Below are 21,333 nucleotides of genomic sequence, written 5' to 3' on the forward strand. Positions count from 1 at the left end.
TCCACCCCTTTTACGTTCTTGATTTTTCAATATGCCTGCAACGCGCGATCTCTCCAGGGACCTATCGCATCGTCACTTCCCGTTTCCTCTGTTCGCAAACACAGCCAGGCCACGCTTGGCATCCGCACTCGTGAAGGTGCGCTGACCGAGTGCGGCCTCCACGCGAAATGCTTCTGCTAGCGGCAGATCTTGAAGCGTCAGCGCCGCTTCCTTGATGGTCTGGATGGCGATCGGACTCAGTGCCGCAATCCTGGCTGCCATCTCATAGGCCAGCAGTTCGACTTGATCGGAATCGGCAACCCGGTTGACGACGCCTTTGGCAAGCATGTCATCCGCGGAAAAGCGCTCCGCCGTCAGCATGATCTCCATGGCATGCGCGTAGCCGATCTGCCGGACCAGGCGCACGAGCGTGCCTCCCGCCGGCACGAAACCGTGCTTCGGTTCGGGCAGTTGAAAGACAGCGTCGCGCGCCGCGATCCGGATGTCCGTCGCCAGCATGATCTCGAACCCGCCGCCCATGCACATGCCGCGAATGGCGCTGATGACCGGCTTATAGAATCCGGGAAACTTGATGTGGGCCGGATCCCAGGCAGAGATGTCGATCGTGTCCGCCGCAAGTGCAGGAATAGACTCCCGGAGGTCAGCACCGACGCAGAAGGCGCGATCGCCCGCACCGGTCAGCACCACGGCCCGGATCTCATCGTCATCCTTGATGGCGTGGAATGCGCGGCCGAGGTCGTCATACATGGCGAGCGTCAGCGCATTCATCTTGTCCGGCCGGTTGATCCGAACGGTTGCGACGTGACCGTCCTTGGTGAAATCAATCGCCATCAGATCGCTCCCGACGCCTTGAGACGCGCCAGCTCGGCCGCCGTGACATCCGCCAGCCGGGAGAGAACCTCTGCATTGTCCTCGCCAGGTAGCGGCGCTTTTTCGAACGACATCTGTCCCGCACCGGATAGCTTGATCGGCAGACCGAACATGCCGATCAGCTTTCCGGCGATCGGAACGTCGACGATCATGTTACGCGCAGCGATGTGCGGGTCTTCCACCACTTCGGCGATGGTCTTGATGGCGCTGAGCGGGATCTTGTCGCCCGCCATCTCCTCGAGTTCGGCCTTGGTGTAGTTCGCGAACCAGCGTTCCAGCAGCGGCTTGACCCTGGTCTCTGCCACCGCGTGATCGAACCGCTTCTCCATCGTATCGATAGCAGGATCTTTGGCCTGTTCCGGCTCGCCGAACAGCGCGCAGGTAATCGCCCAGAACTTGTCGGTGTAGCCGCCGAAGAAAACGTAGCCGTCCTTGCAGGGAAACTGGCCATAGGGCCGAACGAACGGATGATCGTTGCCCAGTGGCGAGGCGACCTCTTTCTGCGCGGTGTAACGGACCACGGCGTTCTCGGTCAGTGTCAGCACGGAGTCTTGCTGAGATACATCGACCACCTGACCGACGCCGGTCTTCTCCGCCTCTCGCAATGCTGCGAGCGTTCCGATAGCCGCATAGAGGGAAGCGGCGAGGTCGCCGATGATCGTGCCGACGCGCACCGGCGGCAGATCGGCATAGCCGTTCATCGACCACAGGCCGCCGGCCGCCTGCCCCGTATTGTCATAGGCCGGCTTGGATGAATTTGGACCTGTGCGACCGAAGCCACTGATAGCGGTGTAGACGAGCCTGGGATTGAGTTCGCGCAGCACCTCGTAGCTGAGGCCAAGCTTGTCCATCGTGCCGGGACGGAAGTTCTCAACGAGGATGTCGGCCTTCTGCACCAGCTTCTTCAGCAGGGCCTTGCCATCCTCGGATTTGAGATTGAGCGTGATGCCCCTCTTGTTGCGGTTGAACTGTGTGAAGAAGGCGCTGAGCTGCTCATCGTCGTTGCCGACGAAGGGTGGAAAGGTCCGCGCATAATCCGGCTCTCCGGGATGCTCCACCTTGATCACGGTGGCACCCAGGTCTGCGAACAACATCGAGCAGAATGGACCTGCGACAACACGCGTGATGTCAAGCACCGTCACGCCCTTGAGAGGACCGTTGCGCTCCTTGAGCCCATCTATCTTTTCTGCAGTGTTCACATCATCCTCCCAGTCCATACGAATATCCGCCGACAACATCGGCGCGCGTGGTTTTCGTACAAGAGCATGAGTATCGAAGATACATTTTCATACCCGCCGGGCGTGCAAGCGTGACGCCTGCACGAAGTTGCGTTGCACAAAGTGGCGTTAGAACGCCTCCACTTTTTACGAACGCAGCTTCTCGAGAACTTCCTTAGCGCGATCAACACGCACGTCGTGATTGGCGGCGAGCGCGGCGGCGACCTTCTCGATCTCGTCACCGGTGGCGCCGGCGACGATGGCGATATTGCGCGCATGCAGTGCCATGTGCCCCTTCTGGATGCCTTCGGTGGCCAGCGCACGAAGCGCACCCATGTTCTGCGCCAGACCGACGGCAACGGCGACTTCCGCCAGTTCCTGCGCACTCTGCACGCCAAGTATCTTCAGGGCCGCTCGCGCGGCGGGATGGGTCTTGGTGGCACCGCCGACGAGGCCGAGCGCCATCGGCATCTCAATGGTGCCGACGAGATTGCCGCTGCCATCGATTTCCCAATTGGTGAGCGAGGTATAGCGGCCGGAGCGCGAGGCCCAGACATGGGCGCCGGCCTCGATGGCGCGCCAGTCATTGCCGGTGGCGACCACCACGGGATCGATACCGTTCATAATGCCCTTGTTGTGGGTCGCAGCGCGGTAGGGATCGACGATCGCAAACGCGCAGGCCTCGACGATGCCGCGGGCGATCCGCTCGCCGCTGTATTCGTCGGTCTTCAGCGCTTCCGGTGTGACGCGCACCATGGCACGCGCGATGCGCAGATCCGCGTAATTCGACAAAATACGAAGGCGAACCTCACCGCCGGTGATCTTCTCGATCAGCGGCGCGACCGTCTCCGCCATCGTGTTGACGGTGTTGGCGCCCATGGCATCGCGCACGTCGACGATGAGATGCACGGCCATCATCGGCCCTACCGATGTGTTTTCGAACACATGCACCTCGACGTCGCGGCAGCCGCCGCCGAGCGAGATCAGCACCTTGTCCTTGGCATTGGCCGCCTCGATGATGGCATCGCGCTCACGCAATACGCGGGCGCGGGCGCCATGCACATCGGTGACACCCAGCACCTGCACCTGCGCACGCATGATCGGCGCTGAGCTTGAGGTCTGGAAACCGCCGCATTTACGAACGATGCGCGCCATATAGGACGCCGCGGCCACCACCGACGGCTCCTCGACCGCCATCGGAATCAGGTAATCACGGCCGTTCACAGTGAAATTGGTGGCGATACCGACCGGCAGTTCGAAAGTGCCGATGACATTCTCGATCATGCCATTGGCGAGTTCGAGCGGCAGCGCACCGGGGCCGAAGGCCGCGCGCTCGGTATCACCGAGCGAGGTCGCGTCGATCACACGGTCCAGCCTTTCGGCAGGCACGAGATTGCGCAGATTTTCCAAACGCGAATTGATCTTTCCGGGCTGTTCGCCCGACTTCGAACCGGCCATTGCGGCGCCTCCCACACAGGGTCTTCTGTTGGCGGCACGTTAGGCATCCGCGGATGCCGTTCGAAAGAGACAGTTCTGAAATATTGTCCTAGACTGTACCCATGGCGATATGACCTTTGTATTCGCGGATGCAGCATTCTTCCGCGCAAATGGAGTGCAGACCAGGTCCATCTGCGCGAAGACATGAGACTGGACGATTGAATTCAATCTTGTCGCTCTTGGAGAAAGGTACGGTTCTGATGGATCGTCCAGCACTGCACCTGGAGGCATTGCTTGACTGCTTCTCGTGAGCCGTCCGACCGCGGCACAACGTTGGCCGAGACTTTGGCCGGCCGGTTGCGTGTACAAATCCTCTCCGGCGCATTGCCGGAAGGCAACCGCCTGCCCTCGATCAGAAAGGCCGCCGGGGAATTTGGCGTGTCGAAGAACACCGTAGTCGAAACCTATGACCGGCTGGTGCTTGGCAATCTCGTCGCGGCAAAGGCAGGCTCCGGTTTCGTTGTCATCTATCGCGGGGATGATGGCGGGCGACCGAAACACGTGAGCGAAGCCGTCGACATCGCATCGCTGCTAAGTGCCCAGCTCTCGCAGAATTTCGAGATCCGCGTCGGCGACGGACGGCCGCCGGCGTCATGGACGGAGCAATCGGAGATCAAGCGCCATCTGAGCGGCACCGGACGGATCCTGCCGGCCGCCGCTGACGCCTATGGCTCCGCGCTCGGATTCCTGCCGCTCCGACAACAGATCGCATTGCGGCTGCAAGCCCAGCAAATCGCGGTGAAGGAAGACGGGCTTCTGCTCACATTCGGAGCCAATCACGCGCTCGACCTGATCATCCGCGCGATGCTGTCGCCTGGCGATACGGTGCTGGTGGACGAGCCCGGCTACTATCCTCTGTTCGCAAAGCTCACGCTGGCGCAGGTTCGCATCGTCGGCGTTCGCCGCCTGGCGGATGGGCCGGATGTCGACGACCTCGCCGCAAAGATCCAGTCGGAGCGGCCGAAGCTGTTTTTCACGCAGTCGCTTGGCCACAATCCGACCGGAGGATCGATCACGCTGCCCGTGGCGCATGCGGTGCTTCAGACGGCGATGCGATCGAACCTCGTGATCGTCGAGGACGACCCGTTTGCCGATCTGCCGATGGCGGTGAACAGCCGGCTGGCGACGCTCGATCAGTTGAACAATGTGATCTCGATCGGAACCTTCTCGAAGACGCTGTCGGCGAGCCTGCGATCGGGCTTCATTGCGGCCCGCAGCGACCGCATCGCGACGCTGGCCGAACTGAAGATGCTCACCACCGTCAATAGTTCCGGACATGTGGAGCGGCTGCTGCACCGGCTGCTCGCGGACGGCCACTATGAACGGCACCTGAAGCGGCTGGGACAGCGGGGTGAAGCCGCCATGGGCCAGGTGCGCGCCAATCTCGTGCGCGGCGGGCATCAGCTCTATACCGACGCACGCACGGGCTATTACCTGTATCTGCTGCTGCCGGACGGAATCGACGACATGGCGCTGGCGCGCGAAGGCGCGAAGGACAGCATCTTCATCGCGCCGGGAAGCCTGTTCTGCCTCGACAAGAACAGTCGGCTGGCGCGGGCGATCAGAATCAATGTGTCGCGGGCGGACAATCCAAAATTCTACGAATTTCTGCTGCGCCGGCTGCAATAGACGCCGCGACGCCTTCAGGTCGCTTCCTCGGTATAGGGCGCCAGCACATCCAGCAGATCCCGGCCCCGCGCCGGGGTCGGCTCCACCAGCGCGCGGTTGGCGACCGAATCCAGATGCGAATGCATCAGCGACATCGCCTTGTTGGCATCGCCCTCCTGAAGCGCCTCGATGATCGCGATATGCTCGCTGATGCCGCATTCCGACGAATGCGGGCGACTGAACAGCGACAGTGTCAGACAGCAGCGATAGGCGATCTCGCTGACATAGCGGACCAGCACCGGACTGTTGGTCATCGACGCCAGCATGATGTGAAATTCAGTCGCCAAGCGAATGGACACGGCGTTCGGCCCGTCATGCGCCTCGCGCTCCGCCTCGACATGCGCCTTGAGGCGCGCGATCTGACTGCTGCTGAGCTTGCCGGCGATCTTGCGGACGATCAGCCGTTCGAGATCCATCCGAATGTCGAAGATGTCGCGCGCGTCCTGCCAGCTCGGCGTCACGACTACAGCGATGCGGTTACGTCGCAGCTCCACAAGCCCCTCGGACGCCAGTTGCCCGAGTGCATAGCGCGCAATGGTGCGGCTAACGCCGAAGCGCTCACCCAAGGAGTCCTCGGGAAGCTTGGCGCCGGGTTCCAGAGCCTGCTCGATGATCGCCCGCCGCAGCGCGCGGCAGATCACCCCAACCTTGTCTTTTGAATTCGGCGCTTCTGGCATTCAGATCGAACCTGTCGCGATTTGGGCATTCCGGGCCGTGCCCGAAGTGCATGCAATCGAGGAGAGTGACTGCCCAATAATTCCTCAGGGAATGGCGAGCGAACGTAAAATGACAACGTTTCGCTCCGGACTCAAGTGGCACCCCAATTGCATGCACTTATCGCCATGACAAGTATGCAAGAAAATGGACCCACCGAGGGCCAGCGCAGACCGGTCGCCGTTGAGCTGTCCGCGACCTCAGTAACGTTCGGCCGCGGCCCGACCGCCACGCCGGCGCTTGCGGAGACGAACCTTATCATCCCCGACGGCGAATTCCTTGCCCTTGTCGGCCCCTCCGGCTGCGGCAAGTCGACGATCCTCAAGCTCGTCAGTAATCTGCTCCGCCCCACTACCGGCGTCGTCATCGTCGGCGGGCGTGAGGTCGCCGCCAAGGCGTTGCGGATTGGGATGGCGTTCCAGAACCCGACCATGCTGCCCTGGCTGACCATCGAGCGGAACATCATGCTTCCGCTCAAGATCGTCGAGCCGTTCCGATCCGAGTATCGACAGAAGCGCAAAGGCGAATTTCGCGACAAGGCGCTTGCATTGCTGGCCCAGGTCGGCCTCAAGGACTTCGGCAACAAGTATCCTTGGCAGTTGTCCGGTGGCATGCTGCAGCGGGCCAATCTGTGCCGCGCGCTGATCCATGAGCCGCGCATGTTGCTGCTCGACGAGCCGTTCGGCGCGCTCGACCAGTTCACCAAGGAAGAACTCTGGTCGATCCTGCAGAGCCTCTGGCTGCAACACAAACCGACGGTGCTGCTGGTCACGCATGACCTCCGCGAAGCCGGCTTCCTGGCCAGCCGCATCTGCGTGATGAGCGCACGACCGGGCCGCATCCTCGACGACAGCCCGGTGGACTTCCCGCGCCCGCGCACCATCCCCATGACTTTCGAGCCTGATTTCGTCGCGCTCAACCAGCGCCTGCGGGAACTCATCGTCAATGCCCGGAGCAACGCTCCCGAAACGCAGGAGGCATAGGTCATGAGTGTAGGCCTGCGTCAAAAACTCTGGTCGTTCGGACTGATCGTCATCTTCTTCGTCGGATGGCAGTTATTTTGCGCCATGTCGGGCGTGTCGGATCTGGTTCTTCCGCGTCCGACGGAAATCATTGCGACGCTGATTGCGCGCTTCCCGATCCTGTGGCCGCATATTCTGCAGACCCTCGGCACGACCATGGCCGGCTTCGTCCTTGGCGTCGGCCTCGGCGTAGTGCTAGGCGCGGTCATCGGCGTCTCGAAAGTCGCCTATGACACCGCCTATCCGCTGTTGGTCGGCTTCTCGTCGATTCCGAAGGTCGCCGTCGTGCCGATCTTCGTTCTGTGGTTCGGCTCCGGCTCGGTACCGGCGATCCTCACCGCGCTGTCGATCTGCTTCTTCCCCATCGTCGTCAATATCGCGACCGGTCTCGCCACCACCGAGCCCGAGTTGGAAGACGTGCTGAAGGCGCTTGGCGCCAGCAAGATGGACATTCTCTGGAATGTCGGCCTGCCGCGCACCATGCCGTTCTTCTTTGCCTCGCTGAAAGTCGCGGTCAGCTACGCCTTTGTCGGTGCCGTTCTGGCCGAGACCGTCGCGTCGAATCGCGGCATCGGCAATGTGATGATGAGCGCATCGTCGAACTTCAACGTCCCGCTGGTGTTCGCCTGCCTGTTCATTCTCGCGATCCTTGGCGTGGCGCTCTACGTCATTTTCTCTCTGATCGAGGCGCGTGTGACCGGCTGGGCCACACGCAAGAACGATCTCGTTGCCACCTAATCCACCCACATCAACCAGGAGAATGTCATGTTGAAGAGATTGACCGCCCTCGCAGTCGGCAGCGTCCTGCTCACAGGCTCTGCCTTCGCTCAGGAGACGACCATCAAGTTCACGCTGGGCTGGAAAACCCAGGGCAGTGATGCGGCATTCTTCTACGCGAAGGACAAGGGCTACTTCAAGGAAGAGGGCCTGAACGTTGTCATCGATCAGGGCGAAGGCTCGGGCGCAACAGTGACCCGCATCATGTCCGGCGCCTGGGACGCTGGCTTCGGCGACGTCAACGCCATCATCCAGAACTCCTCGACGCGCCCACAGGACGCGCCGGTGATGGTCTATATGATGTGGAACCAGCCTCCCTTCTCGATCGTCACCAAGAACACCAGCGGCATCAAAACGATCAAGGATTTCGAAGGACACACGCTCGGCGGCGCGCAGGGCACGCCGACGACGCGTCTGTTACCTGTCTTCATCCAGAAGAACGGCCTCGCGGCCGACAAGATCAAGGTCACCAATATGGCTCCCAATCTGCAGGAGCCGATGCTGATCAAGGGCGATATCGACGCCGCGCTGGTGTTCAACATCACCAGCTACTTCAACCTCGTCCTGAACCGTCAGGATCCCGAAAAGGACTACAAGTGGTTCTCGTTCGGTGAGTTCGGCCTCGACCTGTATTCCAACGGCGTGATGGTGTCGCAGAAGTTGCTGGCCTCGAACCCCAAGGCCGTTGCCGGTCTGGTCCGCGCGATCAACAAGGCTAACATCGCCGTCGCCAAGGATCAGAATGCCGGCATGGCTTCGGTCGTCGCCTTCGACAACCTCGTTGATGTCCCCGTCGAGAAGCGCCGGCTGCAATATTCTTTCGACAAGCTGATGGTCTCGCCCGAGATGAAGGAAATCGGCGTCGGCGACATCAAGGATGACCGCATGACCCGTGCCATCGGCATGGTCGTCGAAGGTTACGACTTGAAGCGCACCCCGACCCCGAAGGAAGTATTCTCGCGCGAATTCCTGCCGGCGCGCGGGGATCGCGAATTGGTCTATACGGCGAACTAAGGCTTGCACGCGGATGAACGGGATCCTGTCTGCGACGAATATTTTCACCGGCGCAGATCGAGGCCTCGTGCCTCAGGCCAGCATCCACCATGCGGATGGTCTGATCACGAGCGTCTCGGCCGGCGCGCATATTTCGCCGCAGACAAACCACCTGATCATCCCCGCACTGGTCAACGCCCACGACCACGCACGTCCATCGATGACATCCTTCGGCGCATCCGATATGCCGCTGGAATCATGGATCGCACGGTCAGCCTTCGGCACGCCGCCCGATCCCTATCTCGTCGCCGCCGTCTCGCTCGCCCGTTCAGCGCGTGCAGGCTGCGGCGGCGCGATGATTCATTACACCCGCCCAAGCGGCAAGATGCCGATTCTCGATGAATCGATTGCGATCGCGAAGGCCGCCAGCGATGTCGGCATCCGGCTGGCCTTTGCATTGGCCGTCCGCGACCAGAATCCGATCGTCTATGGCGACAGCGCCGACGTGCTTGCCGCATTGCCCGAAGACGACCGCAGCACGATCCAGGACATGTTCATTCGTCCGAGCCCGACACCATCAGAATATCTTGACCGTGTGGAGGCCATTGATGCCGCCATCGCCAGTCCGATGACCGATGTGCAATTCGGCCCGGCCGGCGTCCAGTGGTGCTCGCCTGCTTTGCTCGAAGCCATCGCCGAGCGCTCCGCTGCCACCGGCCGGCGCGTGCACATGCATCTTCTTGAGACCATCTATCAGCGGCAATGGGCCGATCGCGCCTTTCCGGGCGGCGTTGTGCGCTATCTGAAAGATATCGGCCTGCTATCGAACCGGCTGACGCTGGCCCATTGCATCCATGCCCGGCCGGACGAACTCGATATGATCGCCGAGTCTGGCGCGACCATCGTGACGAATTTCAGCTCCAATCTTCATCTGCATTCAGGCCTCGCTCCGATTGCCGATGCGCATCGCCGCGGCTGCCCCATTGCCGTGGGCATCGATGGCGTCGCGCTCGACGAAGACGACGACGCGATCCGCGAAATGCGCCTCGTGCAGATGGCGCATGACGGCCTCGGCTTCAACCGCACATGGAGCCGTGCGGAGTTTCTCACGCTCGCCGTCCGCAACGGCCGGAAGTCGATCGGCGCACCGGGCTCGGGCATGCTCGCCGCCGGAGAAGCCGCTGATTTCATTGTTCTCGATATCGGCCAACTCGACCGCGATGCCATCATGCTGGTCGATCCGATCGACATGCTGTTTGCGCGCGGCAATACGAGCTGCATCCGCGATGTCGTGGTCGACGGGCGCACCATCAGCCGCGATGGCAAGCCGACCGGCGTCGACCTGGAGGCCATGGAGACCGAGTTGCGCGGGCTCTATCGCAAGAGCGTGCCCCAGTTCAAGGCGTTCGAACGCGCCTGGGCACCGTTCGAAAGCGCCGTGTCGCACTGGTTCCGGCAACAGGGGTGTTGCTAGCAGCGGGGGCGCTGCTAGCTCACCAAACCTTCAGCGGCTTCAGTTCACCTGACGTTTTTCCAGCTTTCGTGCCAGCGTGCGGCGATGCATGCCGAGGCGGCGCGCCGTCTCCGAAATGTTGAAATCGCTCTCCACCAGCGTCTGGTGGATGCGTTCCCATTCCAGCGTCTTAATCGAGGTCGGACGTTCCGTGAGCGCCACTTGCACATCGCCAGTCGCCTTCTGGAACGCTTCCTCGATATCGTCGGTGTTCGAAGGCTTGGCGAGGTAATGACACGCGCCGAGCTTGATCGCCTCCACCGCCGTGGCAATGCTGGCATAGCCGGTGAGCACTACGATCAGCATCTCAGGGCTCAGCGCATGCAACGCCTCGACACAAGCCAGGCCCGAGGCTCCGCCGAGCTTGAGATCGACCACCGCATAGCCCGGCACCTTGTCGCCGAGCACCTCGGTTAAGGTCTCGAAGCCCTCGGAATGCAGCACGGTGTAACCGCGCCGCTCGAACGATCGCTTCAGCGTGCGCGCGAAACCCTCGTCATCCTCGACAATGATCAGCAGACGTTCATCCGACATGTTTGCGCGCTCCAATCGCGAGGGCGGATAGTGGTAGCGACAGCGTCACGAGGGCACCGCCCACAGGACGATTCTCCGCCACCACTGCGCCGCCCAGTTTGCGGACAGCATTGACCACCAGAAACAGACCGAGCCCGCGCCCGGACTGGCCCTTGCTTGAATTATAGGGCTTGCCGAAATTCGCCAGCATCTCCTTGGCGAAACCCGGTCCCATGTCGCTGACCTTCAGCACCAGCGAATCGCCATCGCGCTCGATAGCGAGGCGAACCCAGAGCGGCGATACCTCGTTGGCGTTATCGAGCACGTTGAAGATCATCTGCTTCAACGCCGAGTCCGACACGATCGGCATGTCCTCGCCGAACCGATTCTCATAGACCAGCGTGTTGATCGAGCGCGCACCGCGCCAGTCCTCGACCAGTTCGCCGAAGAAACCATTGACGGTCGTCACAACCGGCGCCTCGCCGCGCATATCGCCGGCCGACATGAGAATGCCGGTGACGATCGACTTGCAGCGCTGCACATCGGCCTGCATCTCGCTGATCTCTTCCATCAGCTCCGGGTTGCCTGCAAGTTCCGGCATCCGGCGCCAGTCACTGAGGATCACCGACAGCGATGCCAGCGGCGTACCGAGTTCATGCGCGGCACCAGAGGCGAGCAGGCCCATGCGCACGATATGATCTTCCTCCGCGGCCTGCTGACGCAGCGCTGCCAGACCCTCGTCGCGCTCGCGCAAGTTTTCTGCAATGCGCGTCATGAAAACGACGATCAGCGCCGCGTCGAGTACGAAGCAGATCAACATACCGATGATGTGCAACTGGAACAGATCGTTGCGCAGCGCGTCCGGCAGATCGAGGGGGCGATGAAATACAATCAGCCCGGCGAAGCACAGACAGGCAACAACAACAACGACCCAGGTCGAGCGGCCGTTCAGCAACATCGCCCCGAGCGTAACCTGCAGGAGATAGAGCGATATGAATGGATTTGTGGCACCGCCGCTCAAATAAAGCTGGGCGGTCAGCGCCGCGACGTCGAGCAGCAAAAGCAGGAGCAGTTCGCGGTCACGCGCGTCGGTCTGCTGGCGCAGCCACTCCTGGCTGATGACGTTCAGGAATACTGAGCCGCACAGCACCATGACCATGGCCATCAGCGGTAGCGAAATGCCCATCACCAGATGCACGAAGCCGATGGTCAGAACCTGCCCGACCACTGCGATCCAGCGCAACTGGATCAGCAGATTGATGTTCTTGATATTGGTGGTCTCGTCGAGCGGCAGAGCCGTGACTGCAACGGGTGTGGTGACACCCGTCGCGTCGACTGTTGACGCGGCAACCGCACTGACGCCAGTGACGTCCGGTGTGCCCACCTTGCTCTCTGCTCCCAAACCCGGCATCTCGCCCCGTCAGCTTGATCGGCCGGGCTCGATCGGACCGGCGTATCATCCAAGACGTCATACGCGAGGTAGTGATTTTTTCCGAATCCGCCACTCGTCGCGAGCGACGAACAGGGCACCGCCGGCCAGCATTAAAGCGAGGCCGAACCAGCTGATGGCATAGACCACGTGGTTGTTCGGGAAGGCGATCACGGTCAGGCCACCATGGGGCTGCCCCGGCGCGTCCAGCGCGGCATTGGCATCGATGAAATAGGGTGCGACAGCGCCGAGCTTCTGGCTGGCGGCAATCGCCTCGACGTCGCGGGAATACCAGCGCTGGGCGGCAGGATCATTGGAGCGCAGGAACCCGCCTTTCGGCTCGGTGATGCGCAACAGGCCCATCACCGACACCGGCGTCGCAGGCGCCGCGAATGCGTCGGCTTTGCGCTCATCCGCGCTGATGAAACCCCGGTTCACCAGCACAGTGTATCCGGCCTCGGCGCGCAGCGGCGTCAGCACCCAGAAACCGGCGCCGAGATCCGAGACAGCCTGCACCGGAGTATCGGCGCCCGGCACGAACCGGCCGGTGACGCTGACGCGACGATATTCATCGTCATTGCGATTGATCGCAGGCCACGCCGCAGGCCCGGGTGCAGCTTCGGGCGCGGCGTGGCTGCGCTGATCGACACGTGCGATCAGATCCAGTTTCCAGGCGCGGCGTTCGACCTGCCAGATGCCCAGGGCGGTCAATCCCGCGATACCGAGCAGTGCCAGCAGGCCCAGCACCGTGAGGGTTGTCGCGCTACGTGGCGACCGCCCGGATTCCGTTTTCGATTCAGACGACTCCTGTCTGGCCGGGCGGCCTACGACGATCCCGTCGTTGGCGCGCGCCGTGGCCATCAGGGCATATTCCTCATGTCGTGAACCGGCATCATGTTGACGTTGAGGTGGTACATCACCCAGAGCGAACCGCTCAGCGCAATCACGACGATGATGATCGTGAAGATCAGCGCCATCATGGTCCAGCCGGCATCCGACGTCGTGTTCATGTGCAGGAAGTAGACCATGTGAACCACGATCTGCACCACAGCGAACGCAACGACGATCGCGATGGTCCAGTTCTTGTTCTCGATCGCGCCCGTCATCACCAGCCAGAATGGAATGGCGGTAAGGATGACCGAGAGGACGAAGCCAGTCATATACGACTTGAACGAACCATGGTCGCGGCCGTCATCGTGGCCGTGGTCATCGTGACCATGTCCGTGCGCGGCATGTGCATCGGCGCTCATCGCAGCACTCCCAGCAGATAAACAAAGGTGAAGACGCCGATCCAGACGACGTCGAGGAAATGCCAGAACATGCTCAGGCACATCAACCGCCGCTGGTTCGCCTCGATCAGGCCGAAACGGGCGACCTGCACCATCAGCGTGACCAGCCAGATGATGCCGAAGGTGACGTGCAGACCGTGGGTGCCGACCAGCGTGAAGAAGGACGACAGGAAGGCGCTCCGCCAGGGGCCAGCACCTTCGTGGATCATGTGATGGAACTCATAGAGTTCGATGCACAGGAAGGCCAGACCGAACAGGCCGGTGATGCCGAGCCACATTTGGGTCGACTTCACTCTGCCCTTCATCATCTCCAGCATCGCAAAGCCGTAGGTGATCGACGAGAACAGCAGCATCGCGGTATTGAGCGCGACAAGCTTGAGGTCAAACAGATCCTTCGGCCCCGGCCCCGCGGCATAGCTACCGCCGAGCACGCCGAAGGTAGCAAACAGCATCGCGAAAATGAGGCAATCGCTCATCAGGTAGAGCCAGAAGCCCAGCATGGTGCTGGATCCGGCCGGATGATCGTGTTCATCGACGACGTAGAAGACCGGCACTTCAGTGCCGTTTATCGTTTGGGTCGGTACGTTCATGACGCGGCCTGCACTGCGAGAAGTTTCGTACGCTCGCCTTCGGTACGGATGACGTCCTCCAACGGAATGTGGAAGTCACGGTTGTAGTTGAAGGTATGGAAGATCGCGACGCCGACGATGGCAACGAAGCTCAGGGCCGCGAGCCACCACATGTACCAGATCAGGGCGAAGCCCATCGCCGTGGCCAAGATCGAGAGGATCACGCCGGTGCCGGTGTTCTTCGGCATATGGATCGGCCTGAAGCCCTCCAGCGGGCGCGTATAACCGCGGCGCTTCATGTCCCACCACGAGTCATTGTCGTGAATGACCGGGGTGAAAGCGAAGTTGTAATCCGGCGGCGGCGACGACGTTGCCCATTCCAGCGTGCGCCCGTTCCAGGGATCGCCCGTGGTATCGCGCAGCTTCTCGCGATTCCAGATGCTGACGGCGATCTGGACGAGGAAAGCACCGATGCCGATCGCGATCAGAACCGCACCGAAGGCGGCGATGACGAACCAGATCTGCAGCGACGGATCGTCGAAGGTGCGCAAGCGGCGGGTGACGCCCATCAGACCAAGCACATAGAGCGGCATGAAGGCGAAGTAGAAGCCGAGGACCCAGCCCCAGAACGAGACCTTGCCCCAGAACTGATCGAGCTTGAAACCGAAGGCCTTCGGGAACCAGAAGTTGATGGCCGCAAAGATGCCGAACACCACGCCGCCGATGATGACGTTGTGGAAGTGAGCGATCAGGAACAGGCTATTATGCAGCACGAAGTCGGCCGGCGGCACCGCAAGCAGCACGCCGGTCATGCCGCCGATCACGAAGGTCAGCATGAAGGCGATGGTCCACATCATCGGCAATTCGAACCGGATGCGGCCGCGATACATCGTAAACAGCCAGTTGAATATCTTCGCGCCCGTGGGGATCGAGATGATCATGGTCGTGATTCCAAAGAAGGAATTCACGCTGGCGCCCGAGCCCATGGTGAAGAAGTGATGCAGCCAGACCAGATAGGACAAGATCGTGATGACCAGCGTGGCGTAGACCATCGAGGTGTAGCCAAACAGCTTCTTGCCCGAGAAGGTCGAGGTCACTTCCGAGAACACGCCGAACAGCGGCAGGATCAGGATGTAAACCTCCGGATGGCCCCAGATCCAGATCAGGTTCACATACATCATCGGGTTGCCGCCGAGATCGTTCGTGAAGAAGTTGGTGCCGACATAGCGATCCAGCGACAGCAGCGCGAGAACGGCGGTCAGGATCGGGAAGGACGCCACGATCAGGACGTTGGTGCAGAGCGAAGTCCAGGTGAAGATCGGCATCTTCATCATGGTCATGCCGGGCGCACGCATCTTCACAATGGTCGCGATCAGGTTGATGCCCGATAGCGTCGTGCCGACACCGGCAACCTGCAGCGCCCAGATATAATAGTCGACGCCGACATCCGGACTGTAGCCGAGATTCGACAGCGGCGGATAAGCCAGCCAGCCGGTCTTGGCGAATTCACCGACGAACAGCGACATCATGACGAGGATGGCGCCACCGGTGGTCATCCAGAAGCTGAAATTGTTCAGGAACGGGAACGACACGTCGCGTGCTCCGATCTGCAGCGGCACGATGTAGTTCATCAGACCGGTGACCAGCGGCATCGCCACGAAGAAGATCATGATCACGCCATGCGCCGTGAACACCTGATCGTAGTGATGGGCGGGCAGAAAGCCGTCGGAGCCGTTGAAGGCCATGGCCTGCTGGGCGCGCATCATGATCGCGTCGGCGAAACCGCGCAGCAGCATGACGATGCCCAGCACCATATACATGATGCCGATCTTCTTGTGGTCCACGCTGGTGAACCACTCCTTCCAGAGATAACCCCAGAGCTTGAAATAGGTCAGCGCAGCGAGCAGCACGATGCCGCCGAGCGCGACCATCGCGAAAGTCGCGACCAGGATTGGTTCATGATAGGGGAACGACTCGAGCGTCAGGCGGCCGAAGATGAACTTCGCAAGCCCGGTATTTGCCACTACGGCTGTATCAGACATTTAGATCGACCCGATCAGGTGTTGGAAGCGCGCCGCTCGGCAGGCGGCGGCGCAGGCGTGAAATTGAATGGCGCGGGGGCGGCACCCGGGCGCGCGAGACCAGCACCGGTGACCGGCGTCGGGTCAAGTGGAGTCGTCGTCGAGCGGTGATCGGCTGCTTCGCGTGCGGCCTCGGCGAGGGTGCAGACGCTGGCGACGTAGTTCTTGGTCGAGCTGGAGCCGTCAAGCATCGAAATATTGTATTTCAGCGGCAGGATGTTGCGGGCGCTGGCGAGGCCGAGGCCACCCTTCGCGTCCATCGCCATCATCTCACTCATGCACATCTTACCGGGCTGGGCGCACATGTTGAGGATCGCCTTGTAGAGGTCAGGCGCGACTTCCTTATAGAGACGAACCGGCACATTCTCGCTGGGCTTTTCGAGATCCAGATAGGCCTCGCGGCTCAGCGTCTCGCTGCTCGCCTTAACCTTGGCGATCCAGGCATCGAAGCCGGCCTGGTCGACGCCATGGAACTTGAAGCGCATGCCGGAGAAGCCGGCGCCGCTATAGTTCGCCGAGAAGCCGTCATAAACGCCGGCCTTATTGATGACCGCGTGCAGCTTGGTTTCCATGCCGGGCATCGCATAGATCTGGCCGGCGAGCGCGGGGATATAGAAGGAGTTCATCACCGACGAGGCAGTGATCTTGAAGCGCACTGGACGATCCACAGGCGCAGCCAGCTCATTGACCGTAGCAATGCCGTATTCCGGGTAGAAGAACAGCCACTTCCAGTCGAGCGCGACGACTTCGACCTGCAGCGGTTCAAGAAGGCTCGCAGCGTTCCCGGGTGCAATCCGGTCGAGCCGACGATACGGGTCGAGCAGATGCGTGCTGGACCAGGTCACGGCGCCGAGACAGATGATGATGAGGAGGGGCATCGACCAGATGACCAGCTCTAGATGGGTCGAGTGATCCCAGTCCGGTTCGTATTTCGCGTCAGCATTCGACTGCCGGTACTTCCAGGCGAAGAACACGATCAGGGCCATCACCGGCACGATGATCAGCAGCATCAACACCGTGGAAATGACCACGAGATCGCGTTGCTGCACTGCGATGTCACCCGCAGGATTCATCACGACGAAATTGCATCCGCCCAGCAAGGCAACCAAGGGCAGCAAAAGGAGTATCCGTAGGCGGCTCAAGGTGTTACCCATTCGATAATGTCCGTACGCGCGCACGGTTAGGCGTATTTGCTGCAGGGCAACATTGGACAATTTGTCCAATGGTCCGAAGACGCGGTTCGCGACAAATCGTCAACCTCGCGTCGCCCTTTGGGCGTCGATTGCATGACCTTCAACACAGCACCGACGGATAGAAAAAATGGCGCAGACGTCATCGACGATTGAACGGGACGCACGCCTTCTGCACGCGGATGGCCACGGCGCCGTGAATCCGGGCGAGATCGCCATTGGCGTCATCATCGGCCGGACCTCCGAGTTCTTTGACTTCTTCGTCTATGCGATCGCTTCGGTGCTGGTGTTTCCGAAGCTCGTCTTCCCCTATCTCGATCCGCTGACCGGCACTCTCTATTCCTTTGCGATCTTTTCGCTGGCATTCATCGCCCGCCCGATCGGCACGATGATCTTCACGGCCATCGATCGCAGCCAGGGCAAAGGCGCCAAACTTACCATCGCGCTGTTCCTGCTCGGCGTTGCCACCGTCGCCATCGCCTTCCTGCCCGGCCACGAATCCATCGGCGTCGCATCGGCCTGGCTGCTGGCTGCTGCACGTATTGGCCAGGGTATTTCCTGGGGTGGCACCTGGGACGGCCTTGCTTCGCTGCTGGCGCTCAATGCGCCGGAAGGCAAGAAGGGCTGGTACGCCATGATCCCGCAGCTCGGCGCGCCGATTGGCCTTCTGGTGGCGAGCGCGCTGTTCGCCTTCTTCGTCGACACTCTGTCCGCTGACGACTTTCTCGACTGGGGCTGGCGCTATCCGTTCTTCGTTGCTTTCGCCATCAACGTCGTCGCCCTGTTTGCGCGCCTGCGCATGGTGGTGACGCCCGGCTACACCGAACTGTTCGAAGCCCGTGAACTCGAGCCGTCCTCGATCACCGAGACGATCGCCCAGCAGGGCCGCACCGTTGTTATCGGCGCCTTCGCACCGCTGGCGAGCTTCGCACTGTTCCACATGGTCACAGTATTCCCGCTCTCATGGGTGTTCCTGTTCACCCGCGAAGCACCCGGCCGCTTCCTGATCGTCGAATGTATCGGCGCCGTGTTCGGCATCATCGCCATGATCGTGTCAGGCTATGTCGCCGACAAGGTCGGCCGCCGCACGCTGCTGACCGGTTCGGCGATTGCCATCGCGGTATTCAGCGGCTTCGCACCGCAGATGCTGGACGGCGGCATCGTCGGCGAACTGGCCTTCATGGTGACCGGCTTCATCCTGCTCGGCCTGTCGCTCGGTCAGTCGTCGGGCTCGGTCGCCTCGAGCTTCTCGAAGCGCTTCCGCTACACCGGTTCGGCGCTCACCACCGACCTTGCCTGGCTGTTCGGCGCCGGCTTCGCACCATTCGTGGCGCTGGTGATGTCGAGCCGCTTCGGTCTGTCCTCGTCGGGCGTGTATCTGCTGTCGGGCGCGGTCGTGACCCTGCTTGCGATCTCGATCAACCGACAGTTCGCCAGCCGCGACGCCTCGGCGATCCAGCCGTAAGCAACACTGCCGCTAAAGAAAGAGCCCCGGTTCTGAGCAGAACCGGGGCTCTTTCTTTTTGTTCTGGCTCGTTTCCCTGACGTGAACCGGCATCTACTTCGCTAATGCGAGAGCGGCACGTCATCCTGATGCAGGATGCGTTCGGCGGCGCCCTGCAGATCGTCATACTGGCCTGATTTCAGCGACCACAGGAACGCCGCGAGGCCGCATAGGCCAAGTCCGATGGCAATCGGAATCAGATAGAAATAGTCCGTCATTCCGCCGGCTCCATTCTGACTGACATCCGCGGTGTTGATGCGCCTGCGCCCTGAGACTTGTCGGACTTACCGCGACCACGCAGCCGCAGCGCATTCGCGACAACCACGATGGACGAACCGGACATCGCGATCGCCGCAACCAGCGGCGTGACATGGCCCATGATCGCGATCGGCACCGCAATGAGATTGTAGCCGACTGCCAGTGCGAGATTCTGCCGCACGAGATGCCCTGCCTCGCGCGAGACCGCGATGGCCTGCGACACGGCCGACAGATCCTCGCGCAGAAAGACGAGATCGGCGGCGTTGCGCCCGACATCGGCGGCCGACGCCGGCGCCATCGACGCATGCGCGGCCATCAGCGCCGGCGTGTCATTGAGCCCGTCGCCGACCATCAGGACCTTCTTGCCGACGGACGCCAGCTCTGCCACATGCGCCGCCTTGCCGCCCGGCAGCACGCCGGCGAAATATGGCACGCCCATGCCTGCAGCGAGTGTCCGCACCGGCGTCTCGCGATCACCCGAGACAACCTCGACAGCCAGTCCGTCGCGCTTCAGCTCGCCGACCGTTTCAGCCGCACCCGCACGCAACCGGTCCTCGAAGCGGAAATCCGCCACGCATTGTCCATCGCGCGACAACACGACGGAAGAGCCATCGAGATCCATACTGCTGGTATCGGTGAGAGCCCATTCCGGCCGCCCGAGGCGCAGCACGCTGCCGCCGAGACGCGCTTCCATGCCGCAGCCCGGATGTTCGGAGACATCATCGAGCGCAATCGGAGTCGTCGTTGTTGAAACGGCAGCAGCGAGTGCACGCGAATAGGGATGACGTGAGTGCGCGGCGATCGCGCCGGCCAGTGCCAGGGTCGCAGGATCGACGTTGTCGGAATTGACGACGCGGGGATTGCCGAGCGTCAGTGTGCCCGTCTTGTCGAACACCACAGTATCGACCTCGGCGAGGCGCTCCAGCGCGCCGCCGTCCTTGATCATGATGCCGCTCTCAAACAGCCGCCGCGCGGCGACGACCTGCACCATCGGCACGGCAAGACCAAGTGCGCAGGGACAGGTGATGATCAGCACTGCGACCGCAATGGTGATGGCATGGTGCCAGTCGCCTTCGACAAACATCCAGCCCGCCAGCGTGATGGCCGCGGTCAGATGCACCACCGGCGCATAGAGCCCAGCCGCACGATCGGCGATGCGGCGATAGACCGAACGGCCCTGCTCTGCGGCTTCCATCATCCGCAGCATTTCCGCGAGGAACGACTCGTTGGCCGAGGCTGTCGCCGTGATGATCAGAGGCCCTGTGAGATTCAGCGTACCCGCGCGCAGCACCGACCCCGGCAGTGCCGGCTGCGGCACGCTCTCGCCTGATACCAGCGAGACGTCGAGTTCCGACAGACCCTTGGTCACCTGCGAATCGACCGGCACGCGTTCGCCGGCGGCAAGCATGATGGTCATACCCACGGTGATTTCGCCGACCGGCAGATAGGTCTGCGCACCATCACTCTGCAGCACCAGCGCGCCGCGCGCGGCCAGACGCGCGAGCCCCTTGACTGCGACGCGCGCACGTTCGCGCATCATGTGATCGAGCGTGCGACCGATCAGCAGGAAGAACAGCAGCGACACCGCCGCATCGAAATAAGCATGTGGACCATGGATCGCGGTCTCATACAGGCTCATGCCGAAAGCCAGCAACACGCCGAGCGAGATTGGCACATCCATATTGGTGCGACCGTGACGCAGCGCCTGCCAAGCCGAGCGAAAGAACACGCGGCCGGAATAGATCAGCGTCGGCAGCGCGATCAATGCAGAGATGCCATGGAACAGATCGCGCGTCGCAGGCTCGGCGCCGGACCACACCGAGACCGACAGCAACATGATGTTGCTGGCCGCAAAGCCCGATACCGCGAGCGCACGGATCAGTTCTGACAGCGTCGTATCCGTGGCATCGCCATCGACTTCGAACAGATGCGCTTCATAGCCGACATTGCGCAGCGTTTCGATGAAAGGCGGCGGTGCGACATCGGCGCGCCATTTGATGGTGACGCGCTTGGTCGAGAGATTCACCCGCGCCCATGTCACGCCGTCAAGCGCGCCAAGCGCTTGTTCGACCGTGCGGATACATGCGCCGCAGTGAACGTCCGGCACCGAGAGATCGGTCTGCCTCAAACCGCCGGCAATGGTACGGCTGATCAGCAGGACTTCGCGCGGATCCGGCGCCGCCAGTATGGCCAATTCTGCTCCTGAGCCACAGCAACTCATCGGAGACC

Annotated in this window: 19 protein-coding genes; 6 read left to right on the forward strand and 13 right to left on the reverse strand. The window is 61.7% G+C overall.

Annotation, left to right across the window (positions count from 1 at the left end; genetic code table 11):
- Positions 1 to 72 precede the first annotated feature (72 nt).
- The 3 genes from HP556_RS27020 to HP556_RS27030 all read right to left on the reverse strand — a co-directional run bounded on the left by HP556_RS27020 (position 73) and on the right by HP556_RS27030 (position 3,545).
- Complete coding sequence (locus HP556_RS27020) at positions 73 to 831, reverse strand: enoyl-CoA hydratase/isomerase family protein (RefSeq protein WP_175369229.1); 759 nt, start codon at positions 829 to 831, stop codon at positions 73 to 75.
- Positions 831 to 2,069, reverse strand: a complete 1,239-nt coding sequence (locus tag HP556_RS27025; RefSeq protein ID WP_338117623.1) for a CaiB/BaiF CoA transferase family protein — start codon at positions 2,067 to 2,069, stop codon at positions 831 to 833. The genes HP556_RS27020 and HP556_RS27025 overlap by 1 nt, the downstream gene beginning before the upstream one ends.
- 165 nt (positions 2,070 to 2,234) lie before the next feature.
- Positions 2,235 to 3,545, reverse strand: coding sequence for a hydroxymethylglutaryl-CoA reductase, degradative (locus HP556_RS27030; protein WP_175369231.1), 1,311 nt, complete (start codon positions 3,543 to 3,545; stop codon positions 2,235 to 2,237).
- A 273-nt stretch (positions 3,546 to 3,818) separates the two neighbouring features.
- Between HP556_RS27030 and HP556_RS27035 the strand changes: the two genes are divergently transcribed.
- Positions 3,819 to 5,213: an aminotransferase-like domain-containing protein gene (locus tag HP556_RS27035; RefSeq protein ID WP_175369232.1), complete on the forward strand. Its 1,395-nt coding sequence runs from the start codon at positions 3,819 to 3,821 to the stop codon at positions 5,211 to 5,213.
- Positions 5,214 to 5,227: 14 nt separating this feature from the next.
- Here the strand turns inward: HP556_RS27035 and HP556_RS27040 are convergent, their stop codons facing one another.
- Complete coding sequence (locus HP556_RS27040) at positions 5,228 to 5,929, reverse strand: GntR family transcriptional regulator (RefSeq protein WP_120287567.1); 702 nt, start codon at positions 5,927 to 5,929, stop codon at positions 5,228 to 5,230.
- 165 nt (positions 5,930 to 6,094) lie between these two features.
- Between HP556_RS27040 and HP556_RS27045 the strand changes: the two genes are divergently transcribed.
- Genes HP556_RS27045 through HP556_RS27060 form a run of 4 tightly spaced genes read left to right on the forward strand, consistent with a single transcriptional unit; the run spans position 6,095 to position 10,232 of the window.
- Positions 6,095 to 6,949: an ABC transporter ATP-binding protein gene (locus HP556_RS27045; protein ID WP_210269347.1), complete on the forward strand. Its 855-nt coding sequence runs from the start codon at positions 6,095 to 6,097 to the stop codon at positions 6,947 to 6,949.
- 3 nt (positions 6,950 to 6,952) lie between these two features.
- On the forward strand, positions 6,953 to 7,726 hold the full coding sequence (locus HP556_RS27050; protein WP_068729960.1) for an ABC transporter permease: 774 nt from the start codon (positions 6,953 to 6,955) through the stop codon (positions 7,724 to 7,726).
- Between the two features lie 27 nt (positions 7,727 to 7,753).
- Positions 7,754 to 8,779 carry an ABC transporter substrate-binding protein gene (locus HP556_RS27055; RefSeq protein WP_120287570.1) on the forward strand — a complete coding sequence of 342 codons (1,026 nt, stop codon included), beginning with the start codon at positions 7,754 to 7,756 and terminating at the stop codon, positions 8,777 to 8,779.
- 13 nt (positions 8,780 to 8,792) lie between these two features.
- Positions 8,793 to 10,232: an amidohydrolase family protein gene (locus tag HP556_RS27060; protein WP_175369233.1), complete on the forward strand. Its 1,440-nt coding sequence runs from the start codon at positions 8,793 to 8,795 to the stop codon at positions 10,230 to 10,232.
- Positions 10,233 to 10,271: 39 nt separating this feature from the next.
- On the opposite strand, the gene HP556_RS27065 is transcribed toward HP556_RS27060, so the two are convergent.
- The 7 genes from HP556_RS27065 to cyoA all read right to left on the reverse strand — a co-directional run bounded on the left by HP556_RS27065 (position 10,272) and on the right by cyoA (position 17,294).
- Complete coding sequence (locus HP556_RS27065) at positions 10,272 to 10,805, reverse strand: response regulator transcription factor (protein WP_089263395.1); 534 nt, start codon at positions 10,803 to 10,805, stop codon at positions 10,272 to 10,274.
- A complete protein-coding gene (locus tag HP556_RS27070) occupies positions 10,795 to 12,168 on the reverse strand; it encodes an ATP-binding protein (protein ID WP_420878717.1) in 1,374 nt (457 codons plus the stop codon). The genes HP556_RS27065 and HP556_RS27070 overlap by 11 nt, the downstream gene beginning before the upstream one ends.
- Positions 12,169 to 12,252: 84 nt before the next feature.
- Positions 12,253 to 13,074 (reverse strand): SURF1 family protein, encoded by an 822-nt coding sequence (locus HP556_RS27075; protein WP_175369235.1) that lies wholly within the window; start codon positions 13,072 to 13,074, stop codon positions 12,253 to 12,255.
- A complete protein-coding gene (cyoD, locus tag HP556_RS27080; protein ID WP_093757703.1) occupies positions 13,074 to 13,463 on the reverse strand; it encodes a cytochrome o ubiquinol oxidase subunit IV in 390 nt (129 codons plus the stop codon). The genes HP556_RS27075 and cyoD overlap by 1 nt, the downstream gene beginning before the upstream one ends.
- A complete protein-coding gene (cyoC, locus tag HP556_RS27085) occupies positions 13,460 to 14,092 on the reverse strand; it encodes a cytochrome o ubiquinol oxidase subunit III (protein ID WP_089263389.1) in 633 nt (210 codons plus the stop codon). Before cyoC ends, cyoD begins: the two co-directional genes overlap by 4 nt.
- A complete protein-coding gene (cyoB, locus tag HP556_RS27090; protein ID WP_175369236.1) occupies positions 14,089 to 16,113 on the reverse strand; it encodes a cytochrome o ubiquinol oxidase subunit I in 2,025 nt (674 codons plus the stop codon). Before cyoB ends, cyoC begins: the two co-directional genes overlap by 4 nt.
- 14 nt (positions 16,114 to 16,127) lie before the next feature.
- Entirely contained in the window at positions 16,128 to 17,294 is a 1,167-nt protein-coding gene (gene cyoA / locus HP556_RS27095) for a ubiquinol oxidase subunit II (RefSeq protein WP_175369606.1), read from the reverse strand.
- 178 nt (positions 17,295 to 17,472) lie between these two features.
- On the opposite strand from cyoA, the gene HP556_RS27100 reads away from it, so the two are divergent.
- Entirely contained in the window at positions 17,473 to 18,807 is a 1,335-nt protein-coding gene (locus HP556_RS27100; RefSeq protein ID WP_089263383.1) for an MFS transporter, read from the forward strand.
- Between the two features lie 101 nt (positions 18,808 to 18,908).
- On the opposite strand, the gene ccoS is transcribed toward HP556_RS27100, so the two are convergent.
- Both ccoS and HP556_RS27110 read right to left on the reverse strand, forming a co-directional pair.
- Entirely contained in the window at positions 18,909 to 19,064 is a 156-nt protein-coding gene (gene ccoS, locus HP556_RS27105) for a cbb3-type cytochrome oxidase assembly protein CcoS (protein WP_089263381.1), read from the reverse strand.
- Positions 19,061 to 21,325: a cation-translocating P-type ATPase gene (locus HP556_RS27110; RefSeq protein WP_175369237.1), complete on the reverse strand. Its 2,265-nt coding sequence runs from the start codon at positions 21,323 to 21,325 to the stop codon at positions 19,061 to 19,063. Before HP556_RS27110 ends, ccoS begins: the two co-directional genes overlap by 4 nt.
- Between the last annotated feature and the right edge of the window lie 8 nt (positions 21,326 to 21,333).

This window comes from Tardiphaga robiniae, assembly GCF_013359755.1.
Taxonomy (GTDB): Bacteria; Pseudomonadota; Alphaproteobacteria; order Rhizobiales; family Xanthobacteraceae; genus Tardiphaga; species Tardiphaga robiniae.